This window comes from Sphingomonas metalli (assembly GCF_014641735.1).
Taxonomy (GTDB): Bacteria; Pseudomonadota; Alphaproteobacteria; order Sphingomonadales; family Sphingomonadaceae; genus Sphingomonas; species Sphingomonas metalli.
Genome location: NZ_BMIH01000001.1, coordinates 958,061 through 984,516, shown reverse-complemented (window position 1 = coordinate 984,516; position 26,456 = coordinate 958,061). Strand labels below are relative to the sequence as shown.

At 71.0% G+C, this 26,456-nt stretch carries 21 protein-coding genes; 11 read left to right on the top strand and 10 right to left on the bottom strand.

From position 1 onward, the window contains the following. Positions 1 to 65: 65 nt before the first annotated feature. From IEX18_RS04950 to IEX18_RS04940, 3 genes are read right to left on the bottom strand one after another with little or no spacing between them, the layout of a single operon-like run. On the bottom strand, positions 66 to 1,211 hold the full coding sequence (locus tag IEX18_RS04950; protein WP_188657562.1) for an acyl-CoA dehydrogenase family protein: 1,146 nt from the start codon (positions 1,209 to 1,211) through the stop codon (positions 66 to 68). Further along, positions 1,208 to 1,720, bottom strand: a complete 513-nt coding sequence (locus IEX18_RS04945) for a hypothetical protein (RefSeq protein WP_188657561.1) — start codon at positions 1,718 to 1,720, stop codon at positions 1,208 to 1,210. Before IEX18_RS04945 ends, IEX18_RS04950 begins: the two co-directional genes overlap by 4 nt. Before the next feature lie 5 nt (positions 1,721 to 1,725). Beyond that, positions 1,726 to 3,228: a CoA-acylating methylmalonate-semialdehyde dehydrogenase gene (locus IEX18_RS04940; protein WP_188657560.1), complete on the bottom strand. Its 1,503-nt coding sequence runs from the start codon at positions 3,226 to 3,228 to the stop codon at positions 1,726 to 1,728. Between the two features lie 83 nt (positions 3,229 to 3,311). Here IEX18_RS04940 and IEX18_RS04935 point away from each other — a divergent pair, with 83 nt between their 5' ends. Next, a complete protein-coding gene (locus tag IEX18_RS04935) occupies positions 3,312 to 4,214 on the top strand; it encodes a LysR family transcriptional regulator (protein ID WP_188657559.1) in 903 nt (300 codons plus the stop codon). 49 nt (positions 4,215 to 4,263) lie between these two features. On the opposite strand, the gene IEX18_RS04930 is transcribed toward IEX18_RS04935, so the two are convergent. The 4 genes from IEX18_RS04930 to IEX18_RS04915 form a co-directional block, all read right to left on the bottom strand. Then, positions 4,264 to 4,608, bottom strand: coding sequence for an MmcQ/YjbR family DNA-binding protein (locus IEX18_RS04930; protein WP_188657558.1), 345 nt, complete (start codon positions 4,606 to 4,608; stop codon positions 4,264 to 4,266). 77 nt (positions 4,609 to 4,685) lie between these two features. Further along, positions 4,686 to 6,014: an alkaline phosphatase family protein gene (locus tag IEX18_RS04925; protein ID WP_188657557.1), complete on the bottom strand. Its 1,329-nt coding sequence runs from the start codon at positions 6,012 to 6,014 to the stop codon at positions 4,686 to 4,688. Positions 6,015 to 6,017: 3 nt separating this feature from the next. Then, positions 6,018 to 8,393 (bottom strand): TonB-dependent receptor domain-containing protein, encoded by a 2,376-nt coding sequence (locus tag IEX18_RS04920; RefSeq protein WP_188657849.1) that lies wholly within the window; start codon positions 8,391 to 8,393, stop codon positions 6,018 to 6,020. A gap of 116 nt (positions 8,394 to 8,509) precedes the next feature. Further along, positions 8,510 to 9,712, bottom strand: coding sequence for a glycosyltransferase (locus tag IEX18_RS04915; RefSeq protein ID WP_188657556.1), 1,203 nt, complete (start codon positions 9,710 to 9,712; stop codon positions 8,510 to 8,512). A 72-nt stretch (positions 9,713 to 9,784) separates the two neighbouring features. On the opposite strand from IEX18_RS04915, the gene IEX18_RS04910 reads away from it, so the two are divergent. After that, the gene (locus IEX18_RS04910; protein WP_188657555.1) at positions 9,785 to 10,069 is read left to right on the top strand and encodes a hypothetical protein; all 285 of its coding nucleotides are present in this window, start codon (positions 9,785 to 9,787) and stop codon (positions 10,067 to 10,069) included. Continuing rightward, positions 10,066 to 11,310, top strand: a complete 1,245-nt coding sequence (locus tag IEX18_RS04905; protein WP_188657554.1) for a glycosyltransferase — start codon at positions 10,066 to 10,068, stop codon at positions 11,308 to 11,310. Before IEX18_RS04910 ends, IEX18_RS04905 begins: the two co-directional genes overlap by 4 nt. On the opposite strand, the gene IEX18_RS04900 is transcribed toward IEX18_RS04905, so the two are convergent. Together IEX18_RS04900 and IEX18_RS04895 are read right to left on the bottom strand one after the other, a co-directional pair. Then, the gene (locus tag IEX18_RS04900; RefSeq protein WP_188657553.1) at positions 11,307 to 12,665 is read right to left on the bottom strand and encodes a HAMP domain-containing sensor histidine kinase; all 1,359 of its coding nucleotides are present in this window, start codon (positions 12,663 to 12,665) and stop codon (positions 11,307 to 11,309) included. The genes IEX18_RS04905 and IEX18_RS04900 overlap by 4 nt on opposite strands. Before the next feature lie 11 nt (positions 12,666 to 12,676). Continuing rightward, positions 12,677 to 13,399, bottom strand: a complete 723-nt coding sequence (locus tag IEX18_RS04895; protein ID WP_188657552.1) for a winged helix-turn-helix domain-containing protein — start codon at positions 13,397 to 13,399, stop codon at positions 12,677 to 12,679. Positions 13,400 to 13,533: 134 nt separating this feature from the next. Between IEX18_RS04895 and IEX18_RS04890 the strand changes: the two genes are divergently transcribed. The 8 genes from IEX18_RS04890 (at position 13,534) to IEX18_RS04855 (ending at position 25,375) form a co-directional block, all read left to right on the top strand. Continuing rightward, positions 13,534 to 14,319, top strand: a complete 786-nt coding sequence (locus tag IEX18_RS04890) for an AcvB/VirJ family lysyl-phosphatidylglycerol hydrolase (protein WP_188657551.1) — start codon at positions 13,534 to 13,536, stop codon at positions 14,317 to 14,319. A 94-nt stretch (positions 14,320 to 14,413) separates the two neighbouring features. Next, positions 14,414 to 14,863, top strand: a complete 450-nt coding sequence (locus tag IEX18_RS04885; RefSeq protein ID WP_188657550.1) for a DUF2147 domain-containing protein — start codon at positions 14,414 to 14,416, stop codon at positions 14,861 to 14,863. Then, a complete protein-coding gene (gene mprF, locus IEX18_RS04880) occupies positions 14,856 to 17,495 on the top strand; it encodes a bifunctional lysylphosphatidylglycerol flippase/synthetase MprF (RefSeq protein WP_188657549.1) in 2,640 nt (879 codons plus the stop codon). Before IEX18_RS04885 ends, mprF begins: the two co-directional genes overlap by 8 nt. Then, the gene (locus tag IEX18_RS04875; RefSeq protein WP_229664364.1) at positions 17,495 to 18,298 is read left to right on the top strand and encodes an AcvB/VirJ family lysyl-phosphatidylglycerol hydrolase; all 804 of its coding nucleotides are present in this window, start codon (positions 17,495 to 17,497) and stop codon (positions 18,296 to 18,298) included. The genes mprF and IEX18_RS04875 overlap by 1 nt, the downstream gene beginning before the upstream one ends. Positions 18,299 to 18,408: 110 nt before the next feature. Further along, a complete protein-coding gene (locus tag IEX18_RS04870) occupies positions 18,409 to 21,720 on the top strand; it encodes a trifunctional glycoside hydrolase family 18/polysaccharide deacetylase/glycosyltransferase family 2 protein (RefSeq protein ID WP_188657548.1) in 3,312 nt (1,103 codons plus the stop codon). Positions 21,721 to 21,970: 250 nt separating this feature from the next. Next, positions 21,971 to 22,681, top strand: a complete 711-nt coding sequence (locus tag IEX18_RS04865; RefSeq protein ID WP_188657547.1) for a response regulator transcription factor — start codon at positions 21,971 to 21,973, stop codon at positions 22,679 to 22,681. Then, on the top strand, positions 22,678 to 24,075 hold the full coding sequence (locus IEX18_RS04860) for an ATP-binding protein (protein ID WP_229664363.1): 1,398 nt from the start codon (positions 22,678 to 22,680) through the stop codon (positions 24,073 to 24,075). Before IEX18_RS04865 ends, IEX18_RS04860 begins: the two co-directional genes overlap by 4 nt. 442 nt (positions 24,076 to 24,517) lie before the next feature. Beyond that, the gene (locus IEX18_RS04855) at positions 24,518 to 25,375 is read left to right on the top strand and encodes an SMP-30/gluconolactonase/LRE family protein (protein WP_188657546.1); all 858 of its coding nucleotides are present in this window, start codon (positions 24,518 to 24,520) and stop codon (positions 25,373 to 25,375) included. Positions 25,376 to 25,377: 2 nt separating this feature from the next. Here IEX18_RS04855 and IEX18_RS04850 read toward each other — a convergent pair whose 3' ends face one another. Continuing rightward, a complete protein-coding gene (locus IEX18_RS04850) occupies positions 25,378 to 26,259 on the bottom strand; it encodes a LysR family transcriptional regulator (protein ID WP_188657545.1) in 882 nt (293 codons plus the stop codon). Positions 26,260 to 26,456 lie beyond the last annotated feature (197 nt).

Genomic DNA, 26,456 nt, shown 5'->3' with positions numbered 1-26,456 from the left:
CCACGCCGCTGCGCGGCGCGGTCCCCCTCCCCGCGAGCGGGGAGGATCTTGAAATGCTTCCCCCCTCACTGCCGCGTCAGCTCCCGGCCGACGATCATCCGCATCACCTGGTTGGTCCCCTCCAGGATCGAATGCACCCGCAGGTCGCGCCAGAAGCGCTCGATCGGATAGTCCTTCAGATAGCCATAGCCGCCATGCAGCTGCAGCGCCCGGTCGACGATGGACGAGCCGCTGTCCGTCGCCAGCCGCTTGGCCATGGCGGAGAAGCGCGACTTGTCCGGCGCATCCGCCCCCACCTTCGCCGCGGCCAGGTACAGGAGCGCGCGTGCCGCCTCCAGATCGGTGGCCATGTCGGCAAGGGTGAACTGCGTGTTCTGGAAATCCGCGATCGGCTGGCCGAACTGCTGGCGCTCCCGGGTGTAGCGGATCGATTCGTCGAGGCATCGCTGCGCCCCGCCCAGCGAGCAGGCGCCGATGTTCAGCCGTCCGCCGTCGAGCCCCGCCATCGCGATCCGGAATCCCTCGCCCTCGCCGCCGACCAGATTGGCGACCGGCACGCGGCAATCCTCGAAGATCACCTGCGCGGTCGGACTGGCGTTCCAGCCGAGCTTCCGTTCCGGCGCGCCGAAGGACAGGCCGGGCGTGTCCTTCTCGACCACGATGGCGCTGATCCCGCGGCTCTTCTCCGCGCCCGTCCGCACCATGCAGACATAGAGGTCGTTATAGCCCGCGCCGGAAATGAACTGCTTGGTGCCGTTCAGCACATAATGGTCGCCGTCGCGCCGCGCACTCGTCTTCAGCGCCGCGGCGTCGGAGCCTGAGCCGGGCTCGGTCAGGCAGTAGCTGCCGATCGTCTCCATCGTGACGAGGCCGGGAAGGAGGCGCTGCTTGATCTCGGCCGATCCGAACCGGTCGATCATCCACGCCGCCATATTGTGGATCGAGATGAAGGCGCTGGTCGCGGGACAGCCATAGGCCATCGCTTCCATCACCAGCGCCGCCTCGAGCCGGCCGAGCGCGATGCCACCCGACTCCTCGCTGACATAGATGGCGCCGAAGCCCAGCGCGCCGGCCGCCTTCCAGACATCGACCGGATAATGATGCGTCTCGTCCCACTCGCCCGCAAAGGGCGTGATGCGGTCGGCGGTGAAGCGGCGCGCCAGCTCCTGGATCTCGCGCTGATCATCGGTCAGGTCGAACTGGTTCGTCATGCGGCAGGGTCCGTCAGGGCAGGGCATTTGCTATAGGTGAGCGTGCCTTCCTCGCCCCCTTCGCGCACCAGCGTGCGCCCGTCATTCTGCAAGGTGAAGCGGGCCTGCTGCGTCCATGTCTGCCCCTCGCCCGAGAAGGCGAGATCGGCGGTCATCACCGCGTCGGTCGCCGCCACCTTCGACGCCGTGGCCCGCGATTCGTAGAAGCGGAGCATCGTCGCCTCCACCGTCATCAGCCCCTTGTTGTCGGCGCGCTTCGGATCGCAGTCGTTGGGCACGAGGCCCCAGCGCCCGCGAAAAGCCTGCGGGATGGCGGCGACCGGTTGCGGCTGCGCGACATTGCCCAGCGGCACGACCGTGTTGGCCGGATCGTCCTGCAATTGCGAGGGCGCTTCCTCCACCACCGCGCTGTCCTGAGCGCTGTCGTTGTTGGCGGGCATGTCGCTCCCCCCGCCACAGGCGGCGAGCGCGAGCAGCGGCAGCAGGACGGGAACGTGGCGCAGGATCATCGGCTTCACCCCATGGTCGGAATGACGAAGGCGTTGGCGGCCTCGCCCACGCCGCCATCGGGCCAGCGCTGCGTCACCGTCTTCACCCGGGTCCAGAAGCGAACGCCCTCCGTGCCGTGCTGGTTCACGTCGCCGAACGCCGAGCGCTTCCACCCGCCGAAGGTGTGATAGGCGACCGGCACCGGAATCGGCACGTTGATCCCGACCATGCCGACATTGACCCGCGCCGCGAACTCGCGCGCGGCATGGCCGTTGCGGGTGAAGATCGCGACGCCGTTGCCGTACTGATGCTCGCTGGGCAGGCGCAGCGCCGTCTCGAAATCGGGTGCGCGCACGATTTGGAGGACGGGGCCGAAAATCTCCTCCTTGTAGCTCTGCATCTGCGGCGTCACGCGGTCGAACAGGCTGGGGCCGATGAAGAAGCCCCGCTCATGCCCCTGCAACGCGAAGCCGCGCCCGTCGACGACCAGCTCCGCGCCCTCGTCGACGCCGGTCTGGATCCACTGTTCGACGCGGGCCTTGTGCGCGGCGTTGACCACCGGGCCGTAATGCGCGTCCGCATCGGTCGAGACGCCGACGCGCAGGGCGGCGATCGCCGGGATCAGCTTCTCGCGCAGCCGGTCCGCGGTCTCATCCCCCACCGGCACCACCACCGGCAGCGCCATGCACCGCTCCCCCGCCGAGCCGAAGGCCGCGCCGGACAGGTCGGCGACCACCTGATCCAGATCGGCGTCGGGCATGACGATGCCATGGTTCTTGGCTCCGCCCATCGCCTGCACGCGCTTGCCCGCCTCGACCCCGCGCCGGTAGACATAGTGCGCGATATCGGACGAGCCGACGAAGCTGATCGCGCCGATCGCCGGATGGTCGAGGATCGCGTCGACCATCTCCTTGTCGCCATGCACGACCTGCAACACGCCCTCGGGCGCGCCCGCCTCCAGCATCAGTTCGGCGAGGCGCACCGGCACCGAGGGATCGCGCTCGGACGGCTTGAGGATGAAGGCGTTGCCGCAGGCGATGGCGACGCCGAACATCCACATCGGGATCATCGCCGGAAAGTTGAACGGCGTGATGCCCGCGCCGATGCCGACCGGCAGCCGCATCGAATAGACGTCGATGCCGGGTCCTGCGCCCTGCGTATACTCGCCCTTCAGCACATGCGGGATGCCGCAGGCGAACTCGATCACCTCCAGCCCGCGCTGAATGTCCCCCTTGGCGTCGGCGATCACCTTGCCGTGCTCGGAGGAGAGGAGGTGCGCCAGCGCATCCATCTCGCGCTCGACCAGCTCCTTGAAGCGGAACATCACGCGTGCGCGCCTCTGCGGGTTGGTGGCGGCCCAGCCGGGCTGCGCCGCCTGCGCCGCCGCGACGGCGCGCTCGAGCTCGGCCGCCGAGCCGAGCGCGACATGCGCCTGGATCTCGCCGCTATTGGGATCGAACACCTCACCGGTCCGCACGCTGCCGCCGCCGCCGGCTCCGCCTGCGATCACATGATCGATCTGCCGCATCTCGCCTCTCCTATTTGGCGGCGAGGATTGCGCCGATGCATCGATGCAGGCAACAGGCGATTGCGCAACAGGACCTTGCATCGATGCAACCCAGTCTTCGCCTGCCGTGGAGCGCGCTGCAGGACTTCGCCGCCATCGCCCATGCAGGCCAGCTCGCCCGCGCTGCGCAACTGCTGGGCGTCGACGCCTCCACCATGGGTCGGCGCCTCCGGCGATTGGAGGCGCAGCTCGGCCAGACCCTGTTCGAGCAGACGCGCGAGGGCCATGCCCTGACCGAGGCGGGCGAGGCACTGCTCGCCCATGTCGAAGCGATGCAGCGCGCCGCCGAGCGGATCGCCGAACTGCCCGGCGGCGGGGGCGGGACGGGGCTGTCGGGGCTGCTCCGGGTCAGCGTGTCTGAGGGGTTCGGCAGCTGGTTCGTCGCGCCGCTGCTCGCCGGCTTTCACGCCCGGCACCCGCAGCTCGTGATCGACCTCGCCGCGACCAGCGGCTTCCTCAACCCCTCGCGGCGCGAGGCGGACCTCGCCGTCCTCCTCGCCCGTCCGCGATCGGGTCCGGTGGTCAGCCGCAAGCTGTCCGACTATGCGCTGCGCCTCTATGCCGCGGCCGGCTATGCCGGGCCGCCGGTCCGCGAGGTCGGCGACCTGTCGGCGCACACGCTGGTCGGCTATGTCCCCGACCTGCTCTACGCGCCCGAGCTGCGGTATCTCGACGAGCTCGACCCGGCGCTGACGGCGACCATCCGCAGCTCCAGCATCAACGCCCAGCATCGGCTGATCGCGTCCGGCCTCGGGATCGGGGTGCTGCCCCGCTTCATCGGCGACGCCGATCCGGGGCTCGTGCCGATCCTGCCGGATCGCCAGATCCTGCGTTCCTTCTGGATCGTCACCCATCGCGACACCCGCCAGCTGAAACGCATCCGCGCCTTCCAGACCTGGCTGGAGGAGGTGGTGGACCAGCACCGCGACCGGTTGCTGGGCGGGTGAGGGGAAGCTCAAGTCGCCGCCCCGCCACTGGAGTCGGTTGTCCGCCCGCTCAGGGCCGGTCGCCATAGTCCTGCCGCTGGCGGAGCGTGGCGCGATCCCACCACGTCCTTGCGAGCAGCGTCGCGATCCGCTCTTCGGCCTGCGTCCCGTAGCGGACGAGCACCGCCGGCCAGCCGCGATAATGGTCGGTCTGCCAGAAGGTGTCCGGGTCGGTCTCCAGCAACATCTCCTTCTCCGCCTCGGCGACCTGAAGGACGAAGCTGTCGGCGCTCGGCGCGGTCGCGGCTGCGAGCACCTTGCCGCGGAAGCGCAGGGCGGGCCGGCCATAGGCGGTCCCCGTCTCCACGCCCGGCAGGTCGAGACCCGCTGCGACCACCGCGTTCCAATCCCTCATGTCGCCCGCCCCTGCCGACCAAGGGGCGACGATGGCCCGGGCGAGCGAAGCGATCAACGCTCCCGCGCCGGAACGGGTCAGAAGACCGGCTTCACCATGGCGCTCGGCATGTTTGCGCCCAGCACCCGCGCGATCGAGGGGGCGATGGCGCGCATGTCCACCACGCCCAGATCGCGGTGGCGGATGCCGGGACCGGCGACGATCAGGGTCGAGCGCATCGCCGGGTCGCCGGGCATATAGCCGTGCATGCCCTTGTAGCTCGACGGCTGCGTCACCGGCGCGGCCGGGTCGCGACCGGTTTCATAGCCGGGCTCCAGCGCGACGAAGAAGCTCGCCTCGGTCGCCCCGCCCGCCTTCGCCACCGCGGCGCGGTCCAGCACCGCGGCGATGTGATAGGCGGGGTCGCGCGCCAGCCGGTCGAGCAGCGCCTTCACCCGCGCGACGAGCGCCGCGTCGTCGGGTCGGGCGAGGCGGATCGCGGCGGTGCCGCCCGCCAGCCAGGGTTCGGCCTCCCAGCCGGTGATCTTGCCCGCGGCGTCCAGCGTCACCAGCCCCGCCTCGACAAAGGGGCGGACGAGATTGACGTCGGTCGTCACCGCGTGGAAGCCGTGATCCGACACGACCACCACCGTCACGTCGGGCATCGCCGCGCGCGCCGCGCGGACGAGCTGGCCGACCAGCGCATTGGTCGCCGCGATCGCCGCCTTGGCGCCGGCCGATCCGGGGCCCGCCTGATGCTCGGCATGATCGATCCCGGCGAGATAGACGGTCATGAACTGCGGCTTGTCAGCGGCCAGCAGCGCCGCGGCGAAGCGGACGCGGTTGGCGTCGCCCTCCACCGTCTCGTCGATCCCCTGGGCGTAGCGCTCGCCGACCGTCGCTTCCAGTCGCGCGACCAGTCCCGGCGTGGCGAGCGCGGCAAGCAGCTTGCGATCGTCCTCGCTGCCCGTCCGCCAGATCTGCGGCAGGTTGCGGTCGATGCCCGGCGCGCCGACGGTCACCGGCCAGTGCACGTTGGCGGTGGTCAGCCCCGCGGCCTTCGCCGCCTGCCAGAGCGTCGGCACCCGCACGTCGCTGGCGTACCAGTACCAGCCGGTCTGGTTCGTCTGGAGCGGATCGAAGGTCAGGTTGTTGCCCACGCCGTGCTCGGCGGGGGCGACGCCCGTCACCAGCGTGGTGTGGCTGGGATAGGTGAGGGTGGGCAGCACGCCCACCACGCCCTGGGCGCTCGCTCCCTCCGCCGCCAGCGCGGAGAGGTTGGGCAGGGTCATCCCGCGCGCCGTCGCCTCGGCGACGTCACCGGGGCGCAGCCCGTCGAGGGAGACGAGCAGCACCGGCCCGGCCGCCGCCGGCGCCGCACCGGCAAGGCACAGGGCGGCGGCGAGCAGCCGGACCAGCGCACGCATCGCTCAGAACCCCCGGCGCAGCGTGACGAACCACTGGCGCGGCGCGGCGGTCAGGAAGGTCTGGTTGTCGCCGCTCGCGGTGTAGCCGTTGGTGCCGATCGTCGAGATGTAGCGCTTGTTGGTCAGGTTGGTGACGCTGCCCTCGATCGCGATCCCGCGGAACGGCCCGAAGCCTTCGCCGAAGCGATAGCCCAGGCTCGCATCCACCACCAGCCGGCCGCCGACCGACCGGTCGTTGAGATAGTTGAAGTAGCGCTTCGACATATAGTCGGCGCCCGCGCGGGCGAAGAAGCGGCTGTCGTCATAGACCAGCTCGCCCTTGGCCATGTGCTCGGGCGTGTCGACCACCGTCTTGCCGGCGGTGGCGACCAGCACGGTGCCGGCGGCGTTCTTCACATCGTCCTGATAGGTCGCGCGATTGTAGGAATAGCTGGCGAAGGCGGTCAGCGGCCCGACGATGCGGTAGAAGGCGGAGACCTCCGCGCCGTAGCTCTCGACGTCGCCGGCATTGTTGAGCGTCGGCGGGTTGCCCTGGATGCCCGAGCCGTTGGCGAAGGTGAGTAGCCGGTTCGAGAAGTCGATATAATAGGCCGCCGCCGACAGCTGGAGCCCGCCGGCCCGCAGGCGGACGCCGCCCTCCACGGTGCGCGAGGTCTCGGGCTTCAGCGTGTTCCGGATCGCGTTGAACCCGACCTGGGTGGTCGCGAACGGCCCGGTCGTCGCCGACGACACGAAGGCGCGCATGTTCTCGGTATAGCTGGCGAACAGCTCGGCCTGGCCGAGGCTGTAGACGGCGCCGACCTGCGGCAGGAACCAGTCGCGCGCCTCGATGCTGCCGGCGACCAGCGATCCGGTGCGTAGATTGGCGCGGTTGCGCACGCGCATCCCCTTCCATCCGCCGTTCAGCGTCAGCTGGCCGAGGCTCAGCGTGTCCGAGACGTAATATTGCAGCGTCTCGGTATCGTACTTGCCGTCCCACTGGGTGAAATAGGGGTTGGACTGGAAGTCGCGGGCATCGCGGTTCGGCGTCGTGCCGCTGCCCATGCCGTAGAAGCGCCGCGCCTGGTCGAAGCTGTTGGTCTCGTACCAGCCGCCCAGCTCGAACCGGTTGATCCCCGTCTCCAGCGCGACATGGGTCAGGTTGCCCGCCCGGTCGATCGCATATTCGGTGGTGCGGAAGCCGAGCGGCGAGGCGAGGCCGGCGACCGAGGTGGAGGCGGCGGGCAGCGTGCCCCCATTGCCGTCCGCCGCGCCTGCGGGGGTCGGGCTATAGGGCGTGATCCACGAGCCCTGGCCCTTGTTCTTGTGGTAATAGCTGGTCGAGACGAGCGACAGCGCCGGGGTCAGGTGCATGTCGAAGGTCACGCCGCCCAGCCAGTCGCGGCGCAGGCCGGCGGCGTCGTAATAGGCATCGTCGACCGTGCCGAAGCCGGTCGGATAGCTATAGCCCGCCCCGGCCCAGGGCGCGACGAAGCCGACGGTCGAGCCGTTGTTGGCGGTCGCATAGGCGCTTCGGGCGGCCAGGTTCTGGTAGACGCGGCCGATCTGCAGCGCGGTCGCGTAATCGTTGGTGATGTTGTCGGCGAAATAGCCGCGCCGCGACAGGATATCGAGGCTGAGGTCCTGATAGTCGTTCTCGCGCCGGTCGGAGAAGTTGACGAAGCCGGTGATGCTGCCGTGCTCGCCCAGATCCTCCATCAGCCGCACGCTCGCCTGATGCTGGCGCTGGCTGCCGTCGCCCTTCCACTTGTCGGTGGTCAGATAGGCGTAGCTGACATAGCCCTTCAGCCCGCCGCCCAGATCGCCGCTGTCGGCGCGGACGAAGGCGCGGACGGTGTCGTTGCTGCCATAGGTGCCGCTGGCGACCAGATCGGCCGCGTCCGCCGGCTTGCGGCTGACGAACTGGAGCGTGCCGCCCAGATTGCTGGTCGAGGCGGTGCCGAGCGCACCCGCGCCCTGCGCGACGGTGGTCGAGGCGAGATTTTCGGAGATGGCGGCACGGCTGATGTGCAGGCCGTTGACGTTCCCGTAGCTCATGTCGCCGAGCGGCACGCCGTCCAGCGTGAAGCCGAGCTGGTTCTGGTTGAAGCCGCGCAGCGAGATGCGCGTCGACCATTCATAGGCGCCGAAGGCGTCCGCCGACTGGAAGTTGACGCCGGGCAGCTTGGCCACCGCCTTGAGCGGCGAGGTGCCGGGGGTCAGCCGCTCCATGTCGGCGGCCGCGACGGTCTGGACCTGGCGGCTCTGGCCGAAGCCGAGCACGACGATGTCGCTGCCGTCGGCGGGGACCGGTTCGGCGGGCGCGGCCTGGTCGATCGCGGCGGCGCTGGTCGGCGGCGGCGCGTCCTGCGCGGCGGCCGGGACGGCGGGCAGCAGCATGGCGGCGCTGGCGAGCAGCGCGAACTTCACGGTCACGTCGGATTCCCCTTTATGGTTTCTGGCGCCCATGACGCGCTTCGAAGACGTGACCGTTACGGACCTGTTGCGGCTTTGTGTCAGCCGGGAACAAGGGCTTGCGTTCGCGGGCCAGGCGCGGCGATCGCGGCGAGGAACACCGGCCAATAGGCCTGCGCGACCCGCTCCGTCACGTGCCGTGCCGCCACCGCGCGTGCATGCGCCGGATCGAAGGCAGCGGGGTCGAGCGTCGCGATCGCCGCCGCCATCGCCGCCGCGTCGCCGGGCGGCACCAAAACCCCCGCGCCGCCCGCGAGCAGCGGCGCCATCGCCACGCAGCAGTCGGTGGCGATCACCGGCCGCCCCGCCGCCATCGCTTCCAGCACGACGGCCGGCAGTCCCTCGTAGCGCGAGGACAGGATCAGCGCGTCGGCCCGGCCGATCCACGCGCCCGCATCGCGATTAAAACCGGCCAGCGTCACCCGGTCGCCCAGCCCGGCCGCGGCGATCAGCCCCTCCAGCATCGGCCGTTCGGGTCCCTCGCCCAGGATGACCAGCCGGTCCGCCGGCATCGCGCCGCGCGCGAAGGCCGCGACCATCAGCGCGAAGTTCTTCTGCGCGACGAGGCGGCCGACCCCGACGAACAGCCGGCCGGGTGCGTCCGCGGCCGGCCCCGGCGCGTCCGTCAGCCTGGCGAAGACCGCCGCGTCGAAGGCGGGATTGGGGATGGTGTCGATCCGGCTCGCCGGCACCTGCGCGACGGCGGCGATCTCGTCCGCCATCGCGGCGCTGGTCGCGACGAAGCGATCGATCATCCGCCCCTGCGTCCGCGCCCACCAGAGCGCCGCCCGGCGGCGCGGCGGCGGCAGGTCCTCGCGCCCCATCGGGTTGCTCACCTTGGCGACGATCGGCGGGCAGGCGCCGCCCGCCAGCAGCCGCATCGCCGCCGCGACGATCGCATAGGTATTTCCGGGGCAGAACAGGATGTCGGGCCGTTCCGCGCGGATCACCCCGGGCAGCCAGGCGAGCATCCGGGCATTGGGCGACAGGCCGGCAAGCCGCGGCGGCGCGCGCCGCACGCGCACGCCGGCCCCGGCCAGTCCCTCGTCATGCCCCTCGCCGATCGCGAGGACCATATCGGCGTCCTGCGCCCATTGTCGCCACAGCCGGACGGCGGCGCGCTCGGCCCCGCCGCGGTTCAGCGCGTGGGCGAAGGACAGGATCCGCAGCCGCCCGCGGCCGGAAAGGCCGGGCGGCGCGAAGGTGTCGTTTTTGTCAGCTTCGGGAGCATCGTTCTGTAACACAGACGCGCTAAAAGGCATCCGTTTTCCAATCGAGTGTCGACATTGGCCCGCTCCCTGCAACATACTCCCGACATGCGCATGGACCGGTCCGGTGAGGACCCGCTAGCGCCGGTTTGTGACCATTTGGGGGCAGGTGGAAAAACCTGCGGGGCGGCCTTTGTCCCGTCCGGTCAAGCGCTTCGCGCCATCGGCAACGCGCCCGCTTCGGGCGGGGCCCCGGTCGCGGCGACGATCGGCGGCATCGCTATGTTGCTCTGGCCGTTCGCCGCCTGTGCGGATATGATCCGCGCCGCCGGACGCCGCCAACCCATGCAGCGGACGATGCCGGTGCTGACGGAAAAAAGCGCTCCCTTGTGATCGACACGTCCCGGCCGCTGCTGATCTGCGACCTGACCCAAAGCTATTCTCCCGCCGGCGGCGGCGGGATCAGCACCTATCTGCGCGAGAAGCGCGATCATATCCTCGCGCGGACGCCGCACAGCCTGCTCCAGATCGTGCCGGGCCCCGCCGACCGCGTCGTCGTGGACGGCCGGCATATCTTCGCCGAGGTGGCGGCCGATCCGGTGCGGGGCAGTCCCAACTACCGATTCGCGCTGCGCCCGGCGCACGTCCGCGGCCTCCTCGCGCACTATCGCCCGGACGTGATCGAGTGCCTCTGCCCCTGGGTCTTGCCCTGGGCGGCGATCCACCATCGCCGCGCCTTTCCCGCGACGGCGCTGGTCGCCGGCTACAGCACCGACTTTCCGGAGGCGCATGTCTATCGCGTCGCGCGGGCGACGATGGGGGAGTGGGCGGGCCGCTTCTTCCGCTGGCTCAGTTACGGCTATACCGAGGTGACGTTCCGCGAGTTCGACCATGTCTACACGCTCGACGAGCCGGCGCGCGCCGCGCTGCGCTCGCGCGGGATCGACCGGGTCGACCTGCTCGCGCTCGGCGTCGATCTCGACACCTTCCGCCCCGATCGGCGCGACCCGGCATGGCGCGCGGAGCTGGGATTGCCTGCGACCGGCCCGGTGCTGGTCTATGCCGGTCGGCTGGACAACGAGAAGCGCGCCGACCGGCTGGTCGCGATGTTCCGCCATCTGCCGGCAGAGCTGGGCGCCAGCATGGTGCTGATCGGTGACGGCAAGCTGCGCCCGGCGCTGATCGAGGCGGCCGCCGGACTGCCGATCGTCTTCCCGGGCTTCGAGGCCGACCGAGCCCGCCTCGCCCGCGCGCTCGCCAGCGCCGACCTCTATGTGTCGGCGATGGCGGACGAGACCTTCGGCATCTCGGTGCTGGAGGCGCAGGCCTCGGGCCTGCCGGTGGTCGGGGTGGCGAGCGGCGCGATGCCGGCCCGCGTGCCGCCCGGGCTCGGCCTGCTCGGCCCGGTCGACGACGTCGCCGCGATGGCGCGGAACGTCGTCGCGGTGCTGACCGGCGACGAGCGGGGCGCCATGGCCGCCGCGGCGCGCGCGCATGTCGAGGCGCAGTTCAGCTGGACGGCGACCTTCGACCGGTTGCTCGGCGAGCTCTACCCTCAAGCGATAGCCCGTGCCCGCCTGCGTCGCCCGTCGACTCTGTCCGCGCCGATCGGCGGACTCTCGCCGGCTGCCTAACCCGGCAACGCGATCGTCACCGCCAGCCCCGGCGCCGCATCGCCGAGCCGCAGGCGTCCGTCGTGCAGCTGCGCGACCGCATGGACCAGCGACAGGCCGAGCCCCGCCCCCTCGCTGGTGCGTGCCGCATCGAGCCGGCCGAACCGGCGCAATGCGTCGCCATGCTGCGCCTGCGGAATGCCCGGGCCCTCGTCCGCCACGCCGAGCAGCACCTGGCCGTCGCGCCGGTCGAGGCTCAGCGTGATCGTCCCCGCGCCGTATTTCAGCGCGTTGTCGATCAGGTTCCCCAGCGCCTGCCCCAGCAGCTCGCGATGCACCGCGACCGGCGGCAGCGGGGTTCCGACCGCGACGTCGATCCGTCGCCCGCGATCCTCGGCGAGCGGCCCGTAGATCTCGGCCAGCGCCTCGAGCATGTCGGGCAGGTCGACCGGCTGGAAGCTCGCGCGCCCGATCCCCGCCTCGGCGCGGCTGATGCTCAGCGCGGTCTCGACGATGCCGAGCAGCCGCTGGCCCTCCGCATTGGCGCGCTCGACCGCGTCGCGGGCGGGATCGGCGGGATCGGCGTCGGCCAGCGCGGCGCGGGCGCGTTCCAGTGAAGAGCGCATCCGGGTGATCGGCGATTTCAGGTCGTGGGCGAGCGCGTCGGTCGCCAGCCGCAGCTCGTCCATCAGCCGCTTGAGCCGGTCGAGCGTCGCGTTCACCTCGTGCCCCAGCGCGGCGAAGGCGTCGCCGGTGTGGTCCTGCGGCACCCGCCGGGCAAGATCGCCCTCGCGCGCGGCGTGAAGCGTCGCCGCCACCGCCTCCAGCCGCGACGAGAAGAGCCGGGCCGCGGCCCAGGCCGTCGCCGCGGCGAAGCCGATCGCCAGTACCAGTGCCGCGACGCTGGCATCGGCGAAGACGCCGAGTGCGCGCTGCTCGCGCTGGATGACCATGCCCGTCACCAGCCGCGATCCGTCGGGCAGCACCGTCGCGCGGATGCGCATCGCCTCCGGCTTCTGGTGGTGGCGCCGCAGCAGCACCGTCTCGACCGTGCCGTCGTCCGGGGCGATGCCGGCGGGCGGGGTATCGAGATTGCCGGCCAGCCGGCTGCCGGCCGCATCGGTGAGCAGCATCACCGCGCCGGGCGTGAGCAGCCGGGTGGACCGCTCCCAGATCGTCCGCCGCAGCGCCTCGCGTCCGCCGCGACCGTAGACCGCGAGCAGGTCCTCGCGCAGTAGCGCGCCGGAGCGCGTCGCCTCGCCGGCGATCTCCCAGCGGACATAGACGCCGATGCTGCCCAGCAGCACCGCCGCCGCCGCGATCTGGAAGGCGAAGACGAGCGCCGCCAGCCGGCGGGTGGTGGAGGCGCGCTGCATCGCCGCCGGCCTCAGCCGCCGATGCCGAGCCGGTATCCGACCCCGCGTACGGTGTGGAGCAGCGGGCGTGCGAAGCCCTCGTCCACCTTCTTGCGCAGGCGGCTGAGATGGACGTCGATCACATTGGTGCCCGGGTCGAAATGATAGTCCCACACGCCTTCGAGCAACATGGTGCGGGTGACGACCTGTTCGGCATGGCGCAGCAGGAATTCGAGCAGCCGGAACTCGCGCGGCTGCAGGTCGACGACCTGGCCGGCGCGCTTCACGCGGCGGGCGAGCAGATCCATTTCGAGGTCGTCGCAGCGCAGCACCGTCTGCGGCGCCGCGCCCGTCGCGCCCTCGTGGCGGCGGATCAGCAGGCGGATGCGCGCGAGCAGCTCGGCGAAGGCGAAGGGCTTGGTCAGATAGTCGTCGGAGCCGCTGGTCAGACCCTTGACCCGGTCCTCCGCGGAACCGAGCGCCGACAGGACGATGACGGGGGTCGTGATCCCCGCGCCCCGCATCCCGGCCAGCACGCCCATGCCGTCGATCCCCGGCAGCATCCGGTCGAGCACGATGCAGTCGTAACTCCCGTCGGTCGCGTGGAACAGCCCGTCGCGGCCATTATCGGCGCGATCGACGACGAATCCCTCCTCCGACAGGCTCTTGGCGATGAAGTCGGCAGTGGCTCGATCATCCTCGACCAGCAGGATCTTGGTCAAAACACGGGGCTCCTCGAACGGAGGGCCGATCATGGCGGAGCCGGAGGGGGAGGGCAATCGGCGCGGCACGACGCTCCGCCTCCGTTCGGGAGCGCGCGCCTAAACCATTACCGATCGGTCATCTTTCCGTCAGCGCGCGGCAGAGTCGCGGGCGCCATAGCGGTGCCATGGTCGACCGGATCCTTCCCGCTGGAGCGCGACTGCGCTCATTGCGTCCCGTCGGGCGCAAGCGGTGGACGGGGCGGATCGTGCCGGCGCTGCTCGTCGCCCTGTTCGTCGGACTGGCCCTGTATGCGGGGCGGCTCGGCTATTGGGGCGGGCCGGTGTTCACCGAAGTGCCCGCCACCGCCCCCGCGCCGGCCGCCGAATCGGGCACGGCGGCGGTCTTCTTCTCCGGCGACATGGGCTTCACCACGGGCATGGGCCCGGCGATCGCGCGGCGGCTGGCGCAGCAGGGGATCCCGGTTGTCGGGGTCAATTCGCTGACCGCCTTCGCCCGCCGCCGCAGCCCAGACGAGGCCGCCGCGCTGGTCGCGCAGGCGGTGGCGCGCGCGGCGGCGCTGCCGGGGGTGCGGCACGTGCTGCTCGTCGGCCAGTCCTTCGGCGCGAACGTGATCCTGCTCGGCGAGCCGCGGCTGCCGCCCGCGCTGCGGGCCAAGGTATCGATGGTCCAGCTGCTGGTGCCCGAGGACACGATGCTGCTCCGCGCGACGCCCGGCGGGCTGATGTCCTGGTGGGGAGACGGGCCGGCGCTGCCCTATGCGCGCGCGGTGGCCGACGTCCCGGTGATCTGCGTCCGGGGTCGCGACGAGGCGGGGAGCCTCTGCCCGCTCTGGCACCAGGCCAATGTCCGCGCGCTGACGCTGCCGGGCGACCACTTCCTCCACTATGACAGCCCGCTCGTCGCCGCGACGCTGCTGCGCGCCTTCATCGACCGCCCCGCGGCCGGCTGACATTAACATGAAGCAATATTCATGCATCGGCGAGCCGGTCGCAAGTCCGCCCCCTTTAGCGGCGGTCGCGATGCAGCGAGGAGATACGCCCGTCATGCGCCATGTCGCGCCGCGTGGACCGAGGAAATGGCCGGCGGTCATCCTATCGATCGTCGCGCTCGCCGTGCCGACCCTCGCCGCGGCGCAGCCGGGCGGGGTCGAGGGCCTGTGGATGAATCCGCGGCACAGCGTGGTGGTGCGCACCGGCCCGTGCGGGGGCGAGGCGGTGTGCGGCTGGGTCGCCTGGGCGAACGGCGAGGCGCAGACCGACGCGCACGAGGGCGGGACCGAGAAGCTGGTCGGCACCATGCTGCTCGAGAACTACAGGCCGAGCGGCAAGGGGACGTGGAAGGGGACGCTGTTCGTCCCCGACATGCACCGCCGCTTCTCGTCGGAGATCGAGCAGGTCACCCCCAACCAGATCCGGGTAGAGGGCTGCATCCTGGGCGGCATCATCTGCAAGTCGCAGCACTGGAACCGGGTGGAGGAGCTGCCCCGTGGCTGACCTGCCCGGGCTGGTCGCGCGGCATCGACGGACGATCGCGGTCGGCGTCGCGCTGCTGCTCGCCGGCCTGGGCTTCGCCGCGCTCGACGCGCTGACCCGCGAGGTCCATTTCGCCGATCTGCGCGCGGCGATGCATGCCCTGTCCGGCGGCCGGCTGGCGCTGGCACTCGGCTTCACCGCCGCGAGCTATCTGGCGCTGACCATCTACGACGTGCTGGCGCTGCGGGTGATCGGCCGGCCGCTGCCCTGGCGCACCGCCGCGCTCGCCTCCTTCTCCAGCTACACGCTCAGCCACAATCTGGGCATCGGCCTCATCACCGGCGGATCGGCACGCTACCGCGTCTATACCGCCGCGGGGCTCGACGGGCCCGACATCGCCCGGGTGATCGGTATCGCCGGAGCGACCTTCTGGATCGGCGTGATCGCCGTCGCCGGGGTCGCGCTGCTCGCGCATCCCGGCGCGCTGGTCCTGCCGGGGCTGACGCTGGGAGAGGACGCCGTCTGGATCGCCGGGGTCGCGATCGTCGCCACGACGCTGGCGGCGCTCGGCGCCACCGCGGTGGTGACGAAGCCGATCCGCCTGTTCGGCTTCACCATCCCGCTGCCGCGGCCGCGCCATGCGATCGCGCAGCTCGGCATCTCGGTCGTCGACCTCGCCTGTGCCAGCGCCGCGCTGTTCGTGCTGATCCCGGGCACCGATCCGGCGCTGCTTCCCGCCTTCATCCTCGCCTATGCGCTCGGCATCGTCGCGACGGTCATCACCCATGTCCCCGGCGGGGTGGGGGTGTTCGAGGCGGTGGTGATGGCGGTGCTGCCGGGCGACCGCACGACGCTGCTCGCCGCGCTCGTCGCCTATCGCGTCATCTATTACGTCCTCCCCCTCGCGCTCGGCATCCTGCTCCTCGCGCTCAGCGAGGGGCGGCGCCAGCGTGCGGCCGGGCGCTTGCTGGCCGGGGCGCGACCGGTGGTCGCCAGCATCGCCCCGCTCGCGCTCGCCGCCGCGACCTTCGGCGGCGGCGCGGTGCTGCTCCTGTCGGGCGCCCTGCCGGCGCTGCGCGGGCGCATGGGCATGCTCGACGCGATCCTGCCGCTCCCCTTCATCGAGGCGAGCCATATCGCCGCCAGTCTGGTCGGCGCGGGGCTGCTGTCGGTCGCGCCGGGCCTCTATCGCCGGCTCGACGGGGCGAACATCGCCGCGCGCGTGCTGCTGGTCGCGGGCGCGGCCTTCTCGATCGCCAAGGGCATCGATTACGAGGAGGCGATCGTCTGCCTTACCGTCGCGCTGCTGCTCCACTGGACGCGCGGCGCCTTCTACCGCCGCACCGCGCTGACCCAGACGCCGATCTCCGCCGCCTGGGTCGTCTGTGTCGGGCTGGTGCTGGGCGGGGTATGCTGGGCGGGCTTCTTCGCCTTCCGCCGGGTGCCCTATTCCGACGCGCTATGGCTCAATTTCGGCGCGCAGGACGATGCGCCGCGCTTCCTGCGCGCGATGCTCGCCACCGTCGTCGCCCTGATCGCGCTCGTCGCCTGGCGGCTGTTCGCACCCGCGCGCCAGCCGGCCGCGACGGTCTGCCCGGTGACGACGCCCGAGGCGCTGGCGGCCGCGCTCGCCCATGCCGACCGCACCGACGCGATGCTGGCGCTGACCGGCGACAAGCGCTTCCTCTGGTCCGAAGGCGGCGAGGCGTTCGTCATGTACCAGATCGCCGGGGCGAGCTGGATCGTGATGGGCGATCCGGTGGGCCCGCGCGAGGCCTGGCCCGAACTGCTGTGGCGGCTGCGCGAGATGGCCGACCGCGCGCAGGGGCGGCTGATGCTCTACGAGATGTCGTCGGCCGCGCTCGACCTGGCGATCGGCATGGGGCGGCAGATCATCAAGTTCGGCGAGGAGGCGATCGTCGACCTGACCGGCTTCACGCTCGACACGCCGCGCCTGCGCGCCGTCCGCCGCGCCTCGCACGCCGCGCGCAACAAGGGTGCGGCCTTCCGCATCGTCCCCGCCGACGCGGTGCCGGTGATCCTCGACGAGCTGGAGGCGATCTCGAACGCGTGGATGGCCGACAAGGGCGCGAGCGAGAAGCGGTTCAGCCTCGGCCGGTTCGACCGCGACTATATCCGCCAATTCGACGTCGCGATCGTCACCGTCGGCGAGCGGATCGTCGCCTTCGCCAATCTGTGGCTCACCGCCAACCGGCGCGAGGCCTCGGTCGACCTGATGCGCTACCGCGCCGATACGCCGCCGGGCACGATGGACTTCCTGTTCACCAGCGTCATGCTCTGGGCGAAGGAGCGGGGCTATCGCCGCTTCTCGCTCGGCATGGCGCCGCTTTCGGGGATCGACGACCGCCGGCTGGCTCCTGCCTGGGCGCGGATCAGCGCCTTCGTCTTTCGCAACGGCGAGCGCATCTACGGCTTCAAGGGCCTGCGCACCTATAAGGAGAAATATGCGCCCGTGTGGGAACCTCGCTATATCGCCGGGCCGCGCGGCCTGGGGCTGATCGCTGCCTTGCACGACCTGTCGCGCCTCATCGGGGGGCGGGCGCGGCCCGCGCGCGAGGGACGGCCCGTCGCACCCTCACCGACCGAACGGCCCGTCCCGCCGGCCCGGCAGACGCTGGCGATGGTGCTCTGATGGCGTCGCTCGCCCCCAATATCCCGTTCGCCGGGTTCGACCGCCGGCCGCGTTCGGCCGCCCCGCGCCGGCCCTGGCCCCGCCGCTGGCAGATGCTGGCGATGGCGCTGCCGATGCTCGCCGCGCTGGCGATGACCGCCGCGATCGGCGTGCCCGCGGTGATCGCCGGCAATGCCTTCCAGATGCTCAGCGCGGGCGACGCCGCGCACAAGGGCGTCGCCGCGGTCTTCGTGTCGGGCGATGCCGGGCTGAAGTTCGGCATGGGCAAGCCCGTCACCCATGCGCTGGCCGCACGCGGACTGCCGCTCCTCGCAGTGAGTTCGCCCGCCGCCTTCGGCACGCGGCGCACCCGGGCGGAGGTGGATGCGATCGTCGCCGCCGCGATCCGCCGCGCGATTGACACGACCGGCGCCGACAGGATCATCCTGATGGGCCAGTCCTACGGCGCCGACATGGTCTCGGTTGCCGCGCCCGACCTGCCCGAGGATCTGCGCCGCCACATCGCGGCGATCGTCGTGGTGGTGCCGGGCGAGACCGCCTTCTTCCGCGCCGACCCGCTCGGCTTCTCCTATCGCGGCAAGCCCGATGCGGAGCCGGCCGAGGGCATGCGCGCGCTGCGCTATGCGCCGGTCGTCTGCGTCCAGGGACAGGAGGAGAAGGACAGCCTGTGTCCGCATCTGGCCGGCACCCCGGCCCGGGTGATCGCGCTGCCCGGCGGCCACTATCTGAAGCATGACGACGACCGGCTGATCGCCGCCATCGTTCAGTCGCTGCAGGCGATCGATCCGGGACTTTTGCGCTGATCCGCAGGCCCAAGGTGGCGCGGGGAATGACAAAAGTTTAATCGACCGAACAGCGCCCGCTTATCGCCCCGGGCCTAGGGCGGGCGGGTGATGACGGGCGGTACGGCACAATGAAGGCACCGATTTTCTTCGATCCCACCGGGCGGCGCGGGCGCTGGTCCAAGCGCGCGGTGGCCGTGGCGATCGGGCTGATCGTGCTCGCCGCCATCGCGTTTGCGACGACGGTGATCCATGTCCCGCGCGGTCGCGACCTGGTGCTGCCCATCTCCCAGCCCAGGGCGGCGGCGCTGCGCGGCATCCCGCCGCGCCGGCATGGCCTCAACGCCTGGCTGCCGCACAAGGCGCCCGCGGTCAGCGGGCTGCACGCGCCCCTGTCGATCGGCTTCTACCTGCCCGGCAACGACGCCAGCATAGCCTCGCTGCGCCGGCACATCGCCTCGCTCGACTGGGTGGTGCCCGCGACCGTCAGCGTCGCCGGCCCGGACCACAAGGTACAGGTCGACAGCGACCCGCGCTTCACCCGGATGATCGCGGCTATGAAGGCGCCGCCGCGCATCCTGCCGATGGTCCAGAATTTCGGCCAGGCCGAATGGGACGGGACCGGCGCGGCCCAGCTGCTGTCCGACCGGGTCGCCGCGCGCGGCTTCGCGCAGCAGCTCGGCGCGATGGTGCGCCAGCAGCGTGCGGCCGGCGTGGTGATGGACTTCGAGGCGCTGCCCGCCTCCGCCATGCGGCCCTATATCGCCTTCCTCCACCTGCTCCGCGCCGAGCTGCCGGCGGGTTCGCAGATCGCGGTGACCGCACCGGCCGATGACGAGCGCTGGCCGCTCGGCCCGATCGCGGCGGCGTCGGACCGGCTGATCTTCATGGCCTATGACCAGCATTGGGAGGGCGGCGAGCCGGGCCCGATCGCGGCGCAAGACTGGTTCGTCCATCAGGTGGCGGACGCGATCCGCCGCGTCGGCCGCGACAAGCTGGTCGTGGCGCTGGGCAGCTACGCCTATGACTGGCACGGCGACGATACCGACGCGCTGACCGTCGAGGAGGCGTGGCTGGCCGCGCACGACAGCAGCGCGCAGGTCAGTTTCGATCCCGCCAGCGGCAATGCGGGCTTCGCCTATGAGGAGAATGGCCAGCACCATACGATCTGGATGCTCGACGCGGCGACCAGCTGGAACCAGCTCGCCGCGCTGCGCCGCTTCGGCATCGGCGGCGTCGCCTTGTGGCGGCTGGGCAGCGAGGATGGCGGCTTCTGGACCGCGCTCGGCGCCTATCGCACCGGCGGCCTGCCAGACCTCTCGACCGTCCACACCCAGCTCAACACCGATGTGGAGGGCAATGGCGAGCTGCTCCGGATCACCGCCACCCCCGTCGACGGCCAGCGGCGCATCAGCTTCGACAAGCAGGGGCTGACCCGGGCCGAGCGCTACGCGGCGCTGCCGACCCCCTATGTCGTGCATCGCGCCGGCGCGGCCGATCCCAAGAAGATCGCATTGACCTTCGACGACGGGCCCGACGGCACCTGGACCCCGCGCATCCTCGACGTGCTGGAGGCGGCGCATGTCCCCGCCACCTTCTTCGTGATCGGCGGCAATGCGCTCGAGCATCCGCAGATCCTCAACCGCATCGTCGCGGGCGGCAGCGAACTCGGCAACCACACCTATACCCACCCCAATCTCGCCAACAGCTCGGCCGGCGCGACCGAGCTGGAGCTGAACGCGACCCAGCGCATGGTGGAGGCCTATACGGGCCGCCGCATGACCCTGTTCCGCGCGCCCTATTTCGGCGACGCGGAGCCGACCACCGACGACGAACTGCTGCCCGCGCTGACCGCGCAGCGGCTGGGCTATACGGTCGTCGGCCTGCACGTCGATCCGAACGACTGGCAGCGGCCGGGTGCCGATTCGATCGTGCAGCAGACGCTCGACCAGGTGCACAATGCCACCCCCGACAATTCGGGCAACGTCATCCTGCTCCATGACGGCGGCGGCGACCGGGCGGAGACGGTGGCGGCGCTGCCGCGGATCATCGCGGCCCTGAGGGCGGAAGGCTATCAGTTCGTCACCGCCTCGCAGCTGATCGGCGTGCCGCGCGACGTCGCCATGCCGCCGGTGACCGGCAGCGACCTGCTGGCGGTGCGGATCGACGTCGCCGCCTTCGTCATGGTGGCGACCTTCGTGATGATCGTCACCTGGCTCTTCTATGTCGCGATCGCGCTCGGCATCGCGCGGGCGGTGCTGATGGCGGCGCTCGCCTGGTGGCAGAACCGCCGTCGCCGGCCGGAACCGCCGGTCCATACGCCCAGCGTCTCGGTGATCATCCCCGCCTATAACGAGGAGCGGGTGATCGCCGTCTCGGTCGCCCGCGTCCTGGCGAGCGACTATCCGGCGCTGCAGGTGATCGTCGCCGACGACGGTTCGGCCGACCGCACGAGCGCGATCGTGCGCGAGGCGTTCGCGGCCGATCCGCGCGTGACGCTGCTGACCCTGATCAACGGCGGCAAGGCGGCGGCGCTCAACCGCGCGCTCCAGGAGGCGACGGGCGAGGTGATCATCGCGCTCGACGCCGATACCCAGTTCGAGCCGGAGACGATCCGGCGGCTGTCCCGCTGGTTCGCCGATCCCCGGATCGGCGCGGTGGCGGGCGATGCGCGGGTCGGCAATCGCGTGAACCTCGTCACCCGCTGGCAGGCGGTCGAATATATCACCGCCCAGAATCTGGAGCGGCGCGCGCTGGCCGGCTTCGACGCGATGACGGTGGTGCCCGGCGCGGTCGGCGCATGGCGGCGTGCCGCGCTCGATCAGGTCGGCGGCTATCCGGAGGATACGCTGGCCGAGGATCAGGATCTGACGATCGCGATCCAGCGCGCCGGCTGGCGCGTCACCTATGATCCGCGCGCGACCGCCTGGACCGAGGCGCCCGAGAGCTTCAAGGCGCTGGCCAAGCAGCGCTATCGCTGGGCGTTCGGCACGCTGCAATGCCTGTGGAAGCATCGTGGCGTGCTGCGCACCCGCAAGCCCTCGGGCCTGGCGCTGGTCGGCATGCCGCAGGCCTGGCTGTTCCAGATCGTCTTCGCCGCGATCTCGCCGCTGATCGATCTGGCGCTGGTCCTGTCGATCATCGGCACCGCGACGCGGGTGGCGCAGCATGGCTGGGCGCAGACGCGCGGCGATGTCGGGCTGATGGCGGTCTATTGGCTCGCCTTCACCGCGATCGACGTGATCTGCGGCTGGTTCGCCTATCGCTTCGACGGCCACCGCGTCCGCTACCCGGCGCATCTGCTCGTCGCGCAGCGGCTGGTCTATCGCCAGATCATGTACTGGGTCGTCCTGCGCGCGATCGCCTCGGCGATCGGCGGCTGGGTGGTCGGCTGGGGCAAGCTGGAACGCAGCGGTCGGGTCGCCGCGCCGAAGGGGGCCTGAGGCGCGGGGGGTGTTCGCGGAATGTTCCACGTGGAACATTCCGGTCGGGTAATCGATGCCGTCATCCCAGCGAAGGCTGGGATCTCCCCGTGGTGGCCCCCGGCCAACCAAGCAGAAGATCGCAGCCTTCGCCGGGATGACGCGCGACGCTTGGAAGGAGGCACGCACAGCCGCCCCCACCCCCCGCGTTGACCCCGCCGCCCACTCTCCCTAGCTACCGTCTCCTTCCCGACACAGCCGCGCGAGACGGATGACCGCCCCCACGATTCTTGTCGTCGAAGACGATCCCGCGCTGCGCACGCTGACCGCGCGCACGCTCCAGCAGAACGGTTTCGCCGTGCGCCTCGCCAGCGCCGCGCCGGAAATGTGGCAGGGGCTGGAGGCGGGCGGAGTCGATCTGATCCTGCTCGACATCATGCTGCCCGGCACCAGCGGCATCGATCTGTGCCGCCAGGTGCGGCAGAAGAGCCAGGTGCCGATCATCTTCGTCAGCGCGCGCGGCAGCGAGACCGACCGTGTGGTCGGGCTGGAGCTGGGCGCGGACGATTATCTCGCCAAGCCCTTCGGCACGCACGAGCTGATCGCCCGCATCCGCGCCGTCCTGCGCCGCAGCTCGGGCGACCTGATGGCGGAAAGCCGCGAGGCGGGGCTGCGCCGGTTCGACGGCTGGACCGCCAGCCTGCCGCGGCGCGAGCTGACCTCGCCCAGCGGTGCGGTGGTCGAGCTGACGGGGGCGGAGTTCGACCTGCTCGTCGCCTTTCTCGACAATGCCCAGCGCGTGATCGCGCGCGAGCGGCTGATCGAGGCGTCGCGCGCGCGGATCGGCGACGCCTCGGATCGCAGCGTCGACGTGCTGGTTAGCCGGCTGCGCCGGAAACTGTCTGGGAGCGGCCATGCCGCGCCGATCGTCACCGTGCGGGGGGTGGGCTATATGCTCAACGTCCCCGTCGAGCGCGCGTGACGCCGCTCCACCTGCGCGGGCGGCTGCGGCGGCGGCTGCATTTCCCGACCAGCCTGCTCGGCCAGATCGCCGGCATCCTCCTCATCACCAGCGCGATCGAGTTCGGTATCAGCACGCTCCTCTACGAGCGCGCCGGGGCCTTTGCCGTGCGCGACGACGAGGCGCGGCGGCTGGCCGAGCATCTGGTCGTCGCGTTGCGGGTGCTGGAGGAGCATAGCCCGCCCGAACGACCGGCGATCGCCGACGAGTTGACCACCGACCGCTATATCGTCCGCTGGTCGCCCGAACCGCCGCTGCTGCCGCCGGTCGCGCCGGCGCTGGACGGGATGCGCGACCAGATCGTCGCCTGGGAGCCGTCGCTGGAAGGATCGGGGCTCAGGCTGCGCTTCGCCTCGCCCGGGCGGCGCTCGGTGATCGCGGGGCATATCCGGCTGACCGACGGCAGCTGGATGCGCTTCAGCACGCGCGAGGCGCTGCGGACGATCGACCTCGCGATCGGGCGGATGCTGATCGCGCTGGTGCCGGCGCTGGCGCTGACCGCGATCGGCGTGCTGCTGATCCGCCGCACCCTCCGCCCCCTGCGCGAGCTGACCGACGCGGCCGAGCGGATCGGGCGCGCGCATCCCGAGCCGGTGCCGGAGCGGGGGACGGGCGAGGTGCTGCGCCTGACCCGCTCGTTCAACCGGATGCAGAGCCGCATCGTTCGGCTGATCGACGAGCGCACCCGCGCGCTCGCCGCGGTCGGCCACGATCTGCGGACTCCGCTCGCGCGGCTCTTGCTGCGCGTCGAGGCGGTCGAGGAGGCGGAGGTGCGCGACCAGATCCGCGCCGAGGTGGCCGAAATGGAGGTGATGGTCGGCTCGCTTCTCGCCTTCCTGCGCGGCGGCGAGGGGGAGGCGCCCAAGCTGGTCGATCTCGCGGTGCTGTGCGCGACGCTGGCCGACGATGCCGAGGATCGCGGACGGATCGCGGCCTATCGCGGGCCCGAACATTGCGACGCGCGGGTGCGCCCGGTCGCGTTCAAGCGCGCGCTGGTCAATCTGGTCGAAAACGCGCTGCACTATGGCGACCGGCTGGAGATCACCCTGGCGCGCGAGGCGGCGGGCATCGTCATCCGCATCGTCGACGACGGTCCGGGCATCCCGGAGGAAGCGCTGGAGACGGTCTTCGATCCCTTCGTCCGGCTGGACCCCGCGCGCGGACGCGATACCACCGGCTTCGGTCTCGGCCTGTCGATCGTCCGCCGCGCGGTGGCGGCGGAAGGCGGGCGGGTGGCGCTGTCCAACCGGGCGGAGGGGGGCCTGGTCGCCACCGTGACGCTGCCGCTGCCGGAAACACTTTGTCACGAATCCGCTGCGCTGCGGCAAAACGGCGCCGCTACATCCTCCCTCTGACGACAGGGAGTGTGCGCCGTGGAATGGAAGTTCGACCTCGATCTCGACTGGCTGGAATTGCAGAGCGCGCTGCTGGTGCTGATGGTGCTCTGCGTCTTTGCCGCCGTGCAGGCCTGGCGGACCCGCTGACGGGGCGCCCCGAACAGGGTGCGCCGATCCGGCCTTTGCGGGGCGTCTGCAAGGGCCGATGACCTCTCCCACACGCCGTCATCTCCGCGCAGGCGGGGATCCAGACGCGCGGGAGCCTGCCGCATCACTCGCCAACGTCGGAGAATATGGATTTCCGCCTTCGCGGGAATGACGGAAGAGATGCAAGATCGAGCGTCTCCAAAGCGTCCACCGATGCCCCTCATCCCGCCAATGGTCGGACAAGAGTATTTGCTTTCCCTCCCGCCGGGCTATGACGCGGGTCGCACGTGACCCCCGAGGGAGGATGGAGAGGATGACCGCGATCAAGGTGCCCGGCAGCGGCCGGTCGGTTCTGGGCGAGGGGCCGAGCTGGTCGGCGCGCGAGAACGCCGTCTTCTGGGTCGACATCCTCGGCAAGCGGCTCAACCGCCTGTCGCTCGCCGATGGCGCGGTTACCGGATGGGACATGCCGCGCAATATCGGCTGGGTGGTCGAGCGGGCCGATCGTCCCGGTTTCATCGCGGGCTTCGACACCGGCTTCGTCGAGCTGGACCTCGACCCCTTCGCGATCCGCCCGATCGCCGATCCCGAGCCCGACCTGCCGCTCAACCGGATGAACGATGCCAAGGCCGATCCGACGGGCCGCATCTGGGCGGGCACCATGCCCTATTCGTGCGAGGGAGATGTCGGCGCCTTCTACCGGCTCGACACCGATCTCAGCTGGACCAAGGTGGACGCCCCCTATTGCATTCCCAACGGCCCGGCGATCGCGGCGGACGGCCGTACCATGCTCCATACCGACACGGCGCGGGGCACCATCTATCGCTACACGATCCACGACGATGGCAGCCTGTCGCCGCGCACCGAATTCATCCGCTTCGAGGATGACTGGGGCAGCCCCGACGGCATGACCTTCGACGCGGAGGGCTGTCTGTGGGTCGGCCATTGGGGGACGGGGCAGCTCAGCCGCTTCGATCCGGCGGGCAAGCGGATCAGCTTCATCGCCATGCCCGCCTCTCAGATCACCAGCTGCACCTTTGCCGGGCCGGAGCTCGACCGGATGTTCGTCACCTCGGCCGCGGACGGGCGCGACGACGAGCCGGATGCGGGCGCGCTGTTCGAGGTGGAGCCGGGGGTGAAGGGCCTGCCGACGCTGCCGTTCCGGGGCTAGCGTCAGGCCCAGTGGCTCGTCGCCCAGAGATCGCGCAGATAGTCGACTAGCGCGGCGACGCCCGGCACCGGCGCGCCGCGCGGGTGAACGGCGTAGACGCCGACGTCCGCCGAGCCCTGCCAGTCGGGCAGCAGGCGGACCAGCCGCCCGTCGCCGAGCGCGTCGGCGACGTCCCACAGCGAACGCAGTGCGACGCCGACGCCCGCAAGGGTCAGTTCGCGCACCACCTCGCTGGAATTGGTGACGACATGGCTGCGTCCGTCGACCAGCCGCGTAGCGCCGGGGCGGGTCAGCCGCCAGGGCAGCTGCCCGGTCGCGGCGAGCAGACGGTGGCGTTTGAGGTCCGCCAGCTCCGCGGGCGCGCCGACCGCTTCCAGATAAGCGGGTGCGGCGCAGAGGATGCGCCGGCTCGAGGCTAGTCGGTGCGCGACCAGCGAGGGCGGGACGGCGGCGGTGATGCGGATCGCCAGATCGATGCGCTCGGCGACCAGATCGGTGAAGGCGTCGGAGAGGTTCAATTCGAGCGCGATGCCGGGATGCGCGTCGAGAAAGGGCTTGAGCCGCGGCGCGAGGTGCATCCGCCCGAACGAGGTCGGCGCGCTCACCCGCAGCGGCCCCGCCGGCGACGCCTGCCGTCCCGCCACCCGCGCTTCGGCGGCGGCGAGGGCTTCGAGGATCGCGGCGGCGTCGCGATGGAACTGCTCACCCGCCGCCGTCGGCTCCAGCCGGCGGGTGGTGCGGGTGATCAGCCGCGTCCCGAGCCGCGCCTCCAGCCGCGCGATCCGCTTCGACACCATGGCGGGCGACAGGCCGACATGCCGCGCGGCGGCGCTGAGGCTGCCGGCGCGGAGGACCTCCACGAAGAGGGGGATATCGGGGTCCATCTGTTCCTGTGATGATCGAATGTCGTGCGTGTTGTTCTTCTAGTGCGGAGATCGCGGGTCGGCTACAGGTTGTAGAGCGAGAATGATGCACGATTGTCCGTCATCCCCGCGCAGGCGGGGATCCATATTCTCTGACCTTTGCGAGTCATGCGGAACCCCCCCGTACGTCTGGATCCCCGCCTTCGCGGGGATGACGG

Coding starts and splice junctions, on each gene's coding strand:
- IEX18_RS04885 (WP_188657550.1), top strand. CDS start 14,414: ATGCGCCATGTCGCGCCGCGTGGACCGAGGAAATGGCCGGCGGTCATC.
- IEX18_RS04855 (WP_188657546.1), top strand. CDS start 24,518: ATGACCGCGATCAAGGTGCCCGGCAGCGGCCGGTCGGTTCTGGGCGAG.
- IEX18_RS04870 (WP_188657548.1), top strand. CDS start 18,409: ATGAAGGCACCGATTTTCTTCGATCCCACCGGGCGGCGCGGGCGCTGG.
- IEX18_RS04900 (WP_188657553.1), bottom strand. CDS start 12,665: ATGCAGCGCGCCTCCACCACCCGCCGGCTGGCGGCGCTCGTCTTCGCC.
- IEX18_RS04865 (WP_188657547.1), top strand. CDS start 21,971: ATGACCGCCCCCACGATTCTTGTCGTCGAAGACGATCCCGCGCTGCGC.
- IEX18_RS04850 (WP_188657545.1), bottom strand. CDS start 26,259: ATGGACCCCGATATCCCCCTCTTCGTGGAGGTCCTCCGCGCCGGCAGC.
- IEX18_RS04930 (WP_188657558.1), bottom strand. CDS start 4,608: ATGAGGGATTGGAACGCGGTGGTCGCAGCGGGTCTCGACCTGCCGGGC.
- IEX18_RS04895 (WP_188657552.1), bottom strand. CDS start 13,399: ATGATCGGCCCTCCGTTCGAGGAGCCCCGTGTTTTGACCAAGATCCTG.
- IEX18_RS04945 (WP_188657561.1), bottom strand. CDS start 1,720: ATGATCCTGCGCCACGTTCCCGTCCTGCTGCCGCTGCTCGCGCTCGCC.
- IEX18_RS04925 (WP_188657557.1), bottom strand. CDS start 6,014: ATGCGTGCGCTGGTCCGGCTGCTCGCCGCCGCCCTGTGCCTTGCCGGT.
- IEX18_RS04875 (WP_229664364.1), top strand. CDS start 17,495: ATGGCGTCGCTCGCCCCCAATATCCCGTTCGCCGGGTTCGACCGCCGG.
- IEX18_RS04910 (WP_188657555.1), top strand. CDS start 9,785: ATGCGCATGGACCGGTCCGGTGAGGACCCGCTAGCGCCGGTTTGTGAC.
- IEX18_RS04920 (WP_188657849.1), bottom strand. CDS start 8,393: ATGCTGCTGCCCGCCGTCCCGGCCGCCGCGCAGGACGCGCCGCCGCCG.
- IEX18_RS04935 (WP_188657559.1), top strand. CDS start 3,312: ATGCAACCCAGTCTTCGCCTGCCGTGGAGCGCGCTGCAGGACTTCGCC.
- IEX18_RS04940 (WP_188657560.1), bottom strand. CDS start 3,228: ATGCGGCAGATCGATCATGTGATCGCAGGCGGAGCCGGCGGCGGCGGC.
- IEX18_RS04890 (WP_188657551.1), top strand. CDS start 13,534: ATGGTCGACCGGATCCTTCCCGCTGGAGCGCGACTGCGCTCATTGCGT.
- IEX18_RS04950 (WP_188657562.1), bottom strand. CDS start 1,211: ATGACGAACCAGTTCGACCTGACCGATGATCAGCGCGAGATCCAGGAG.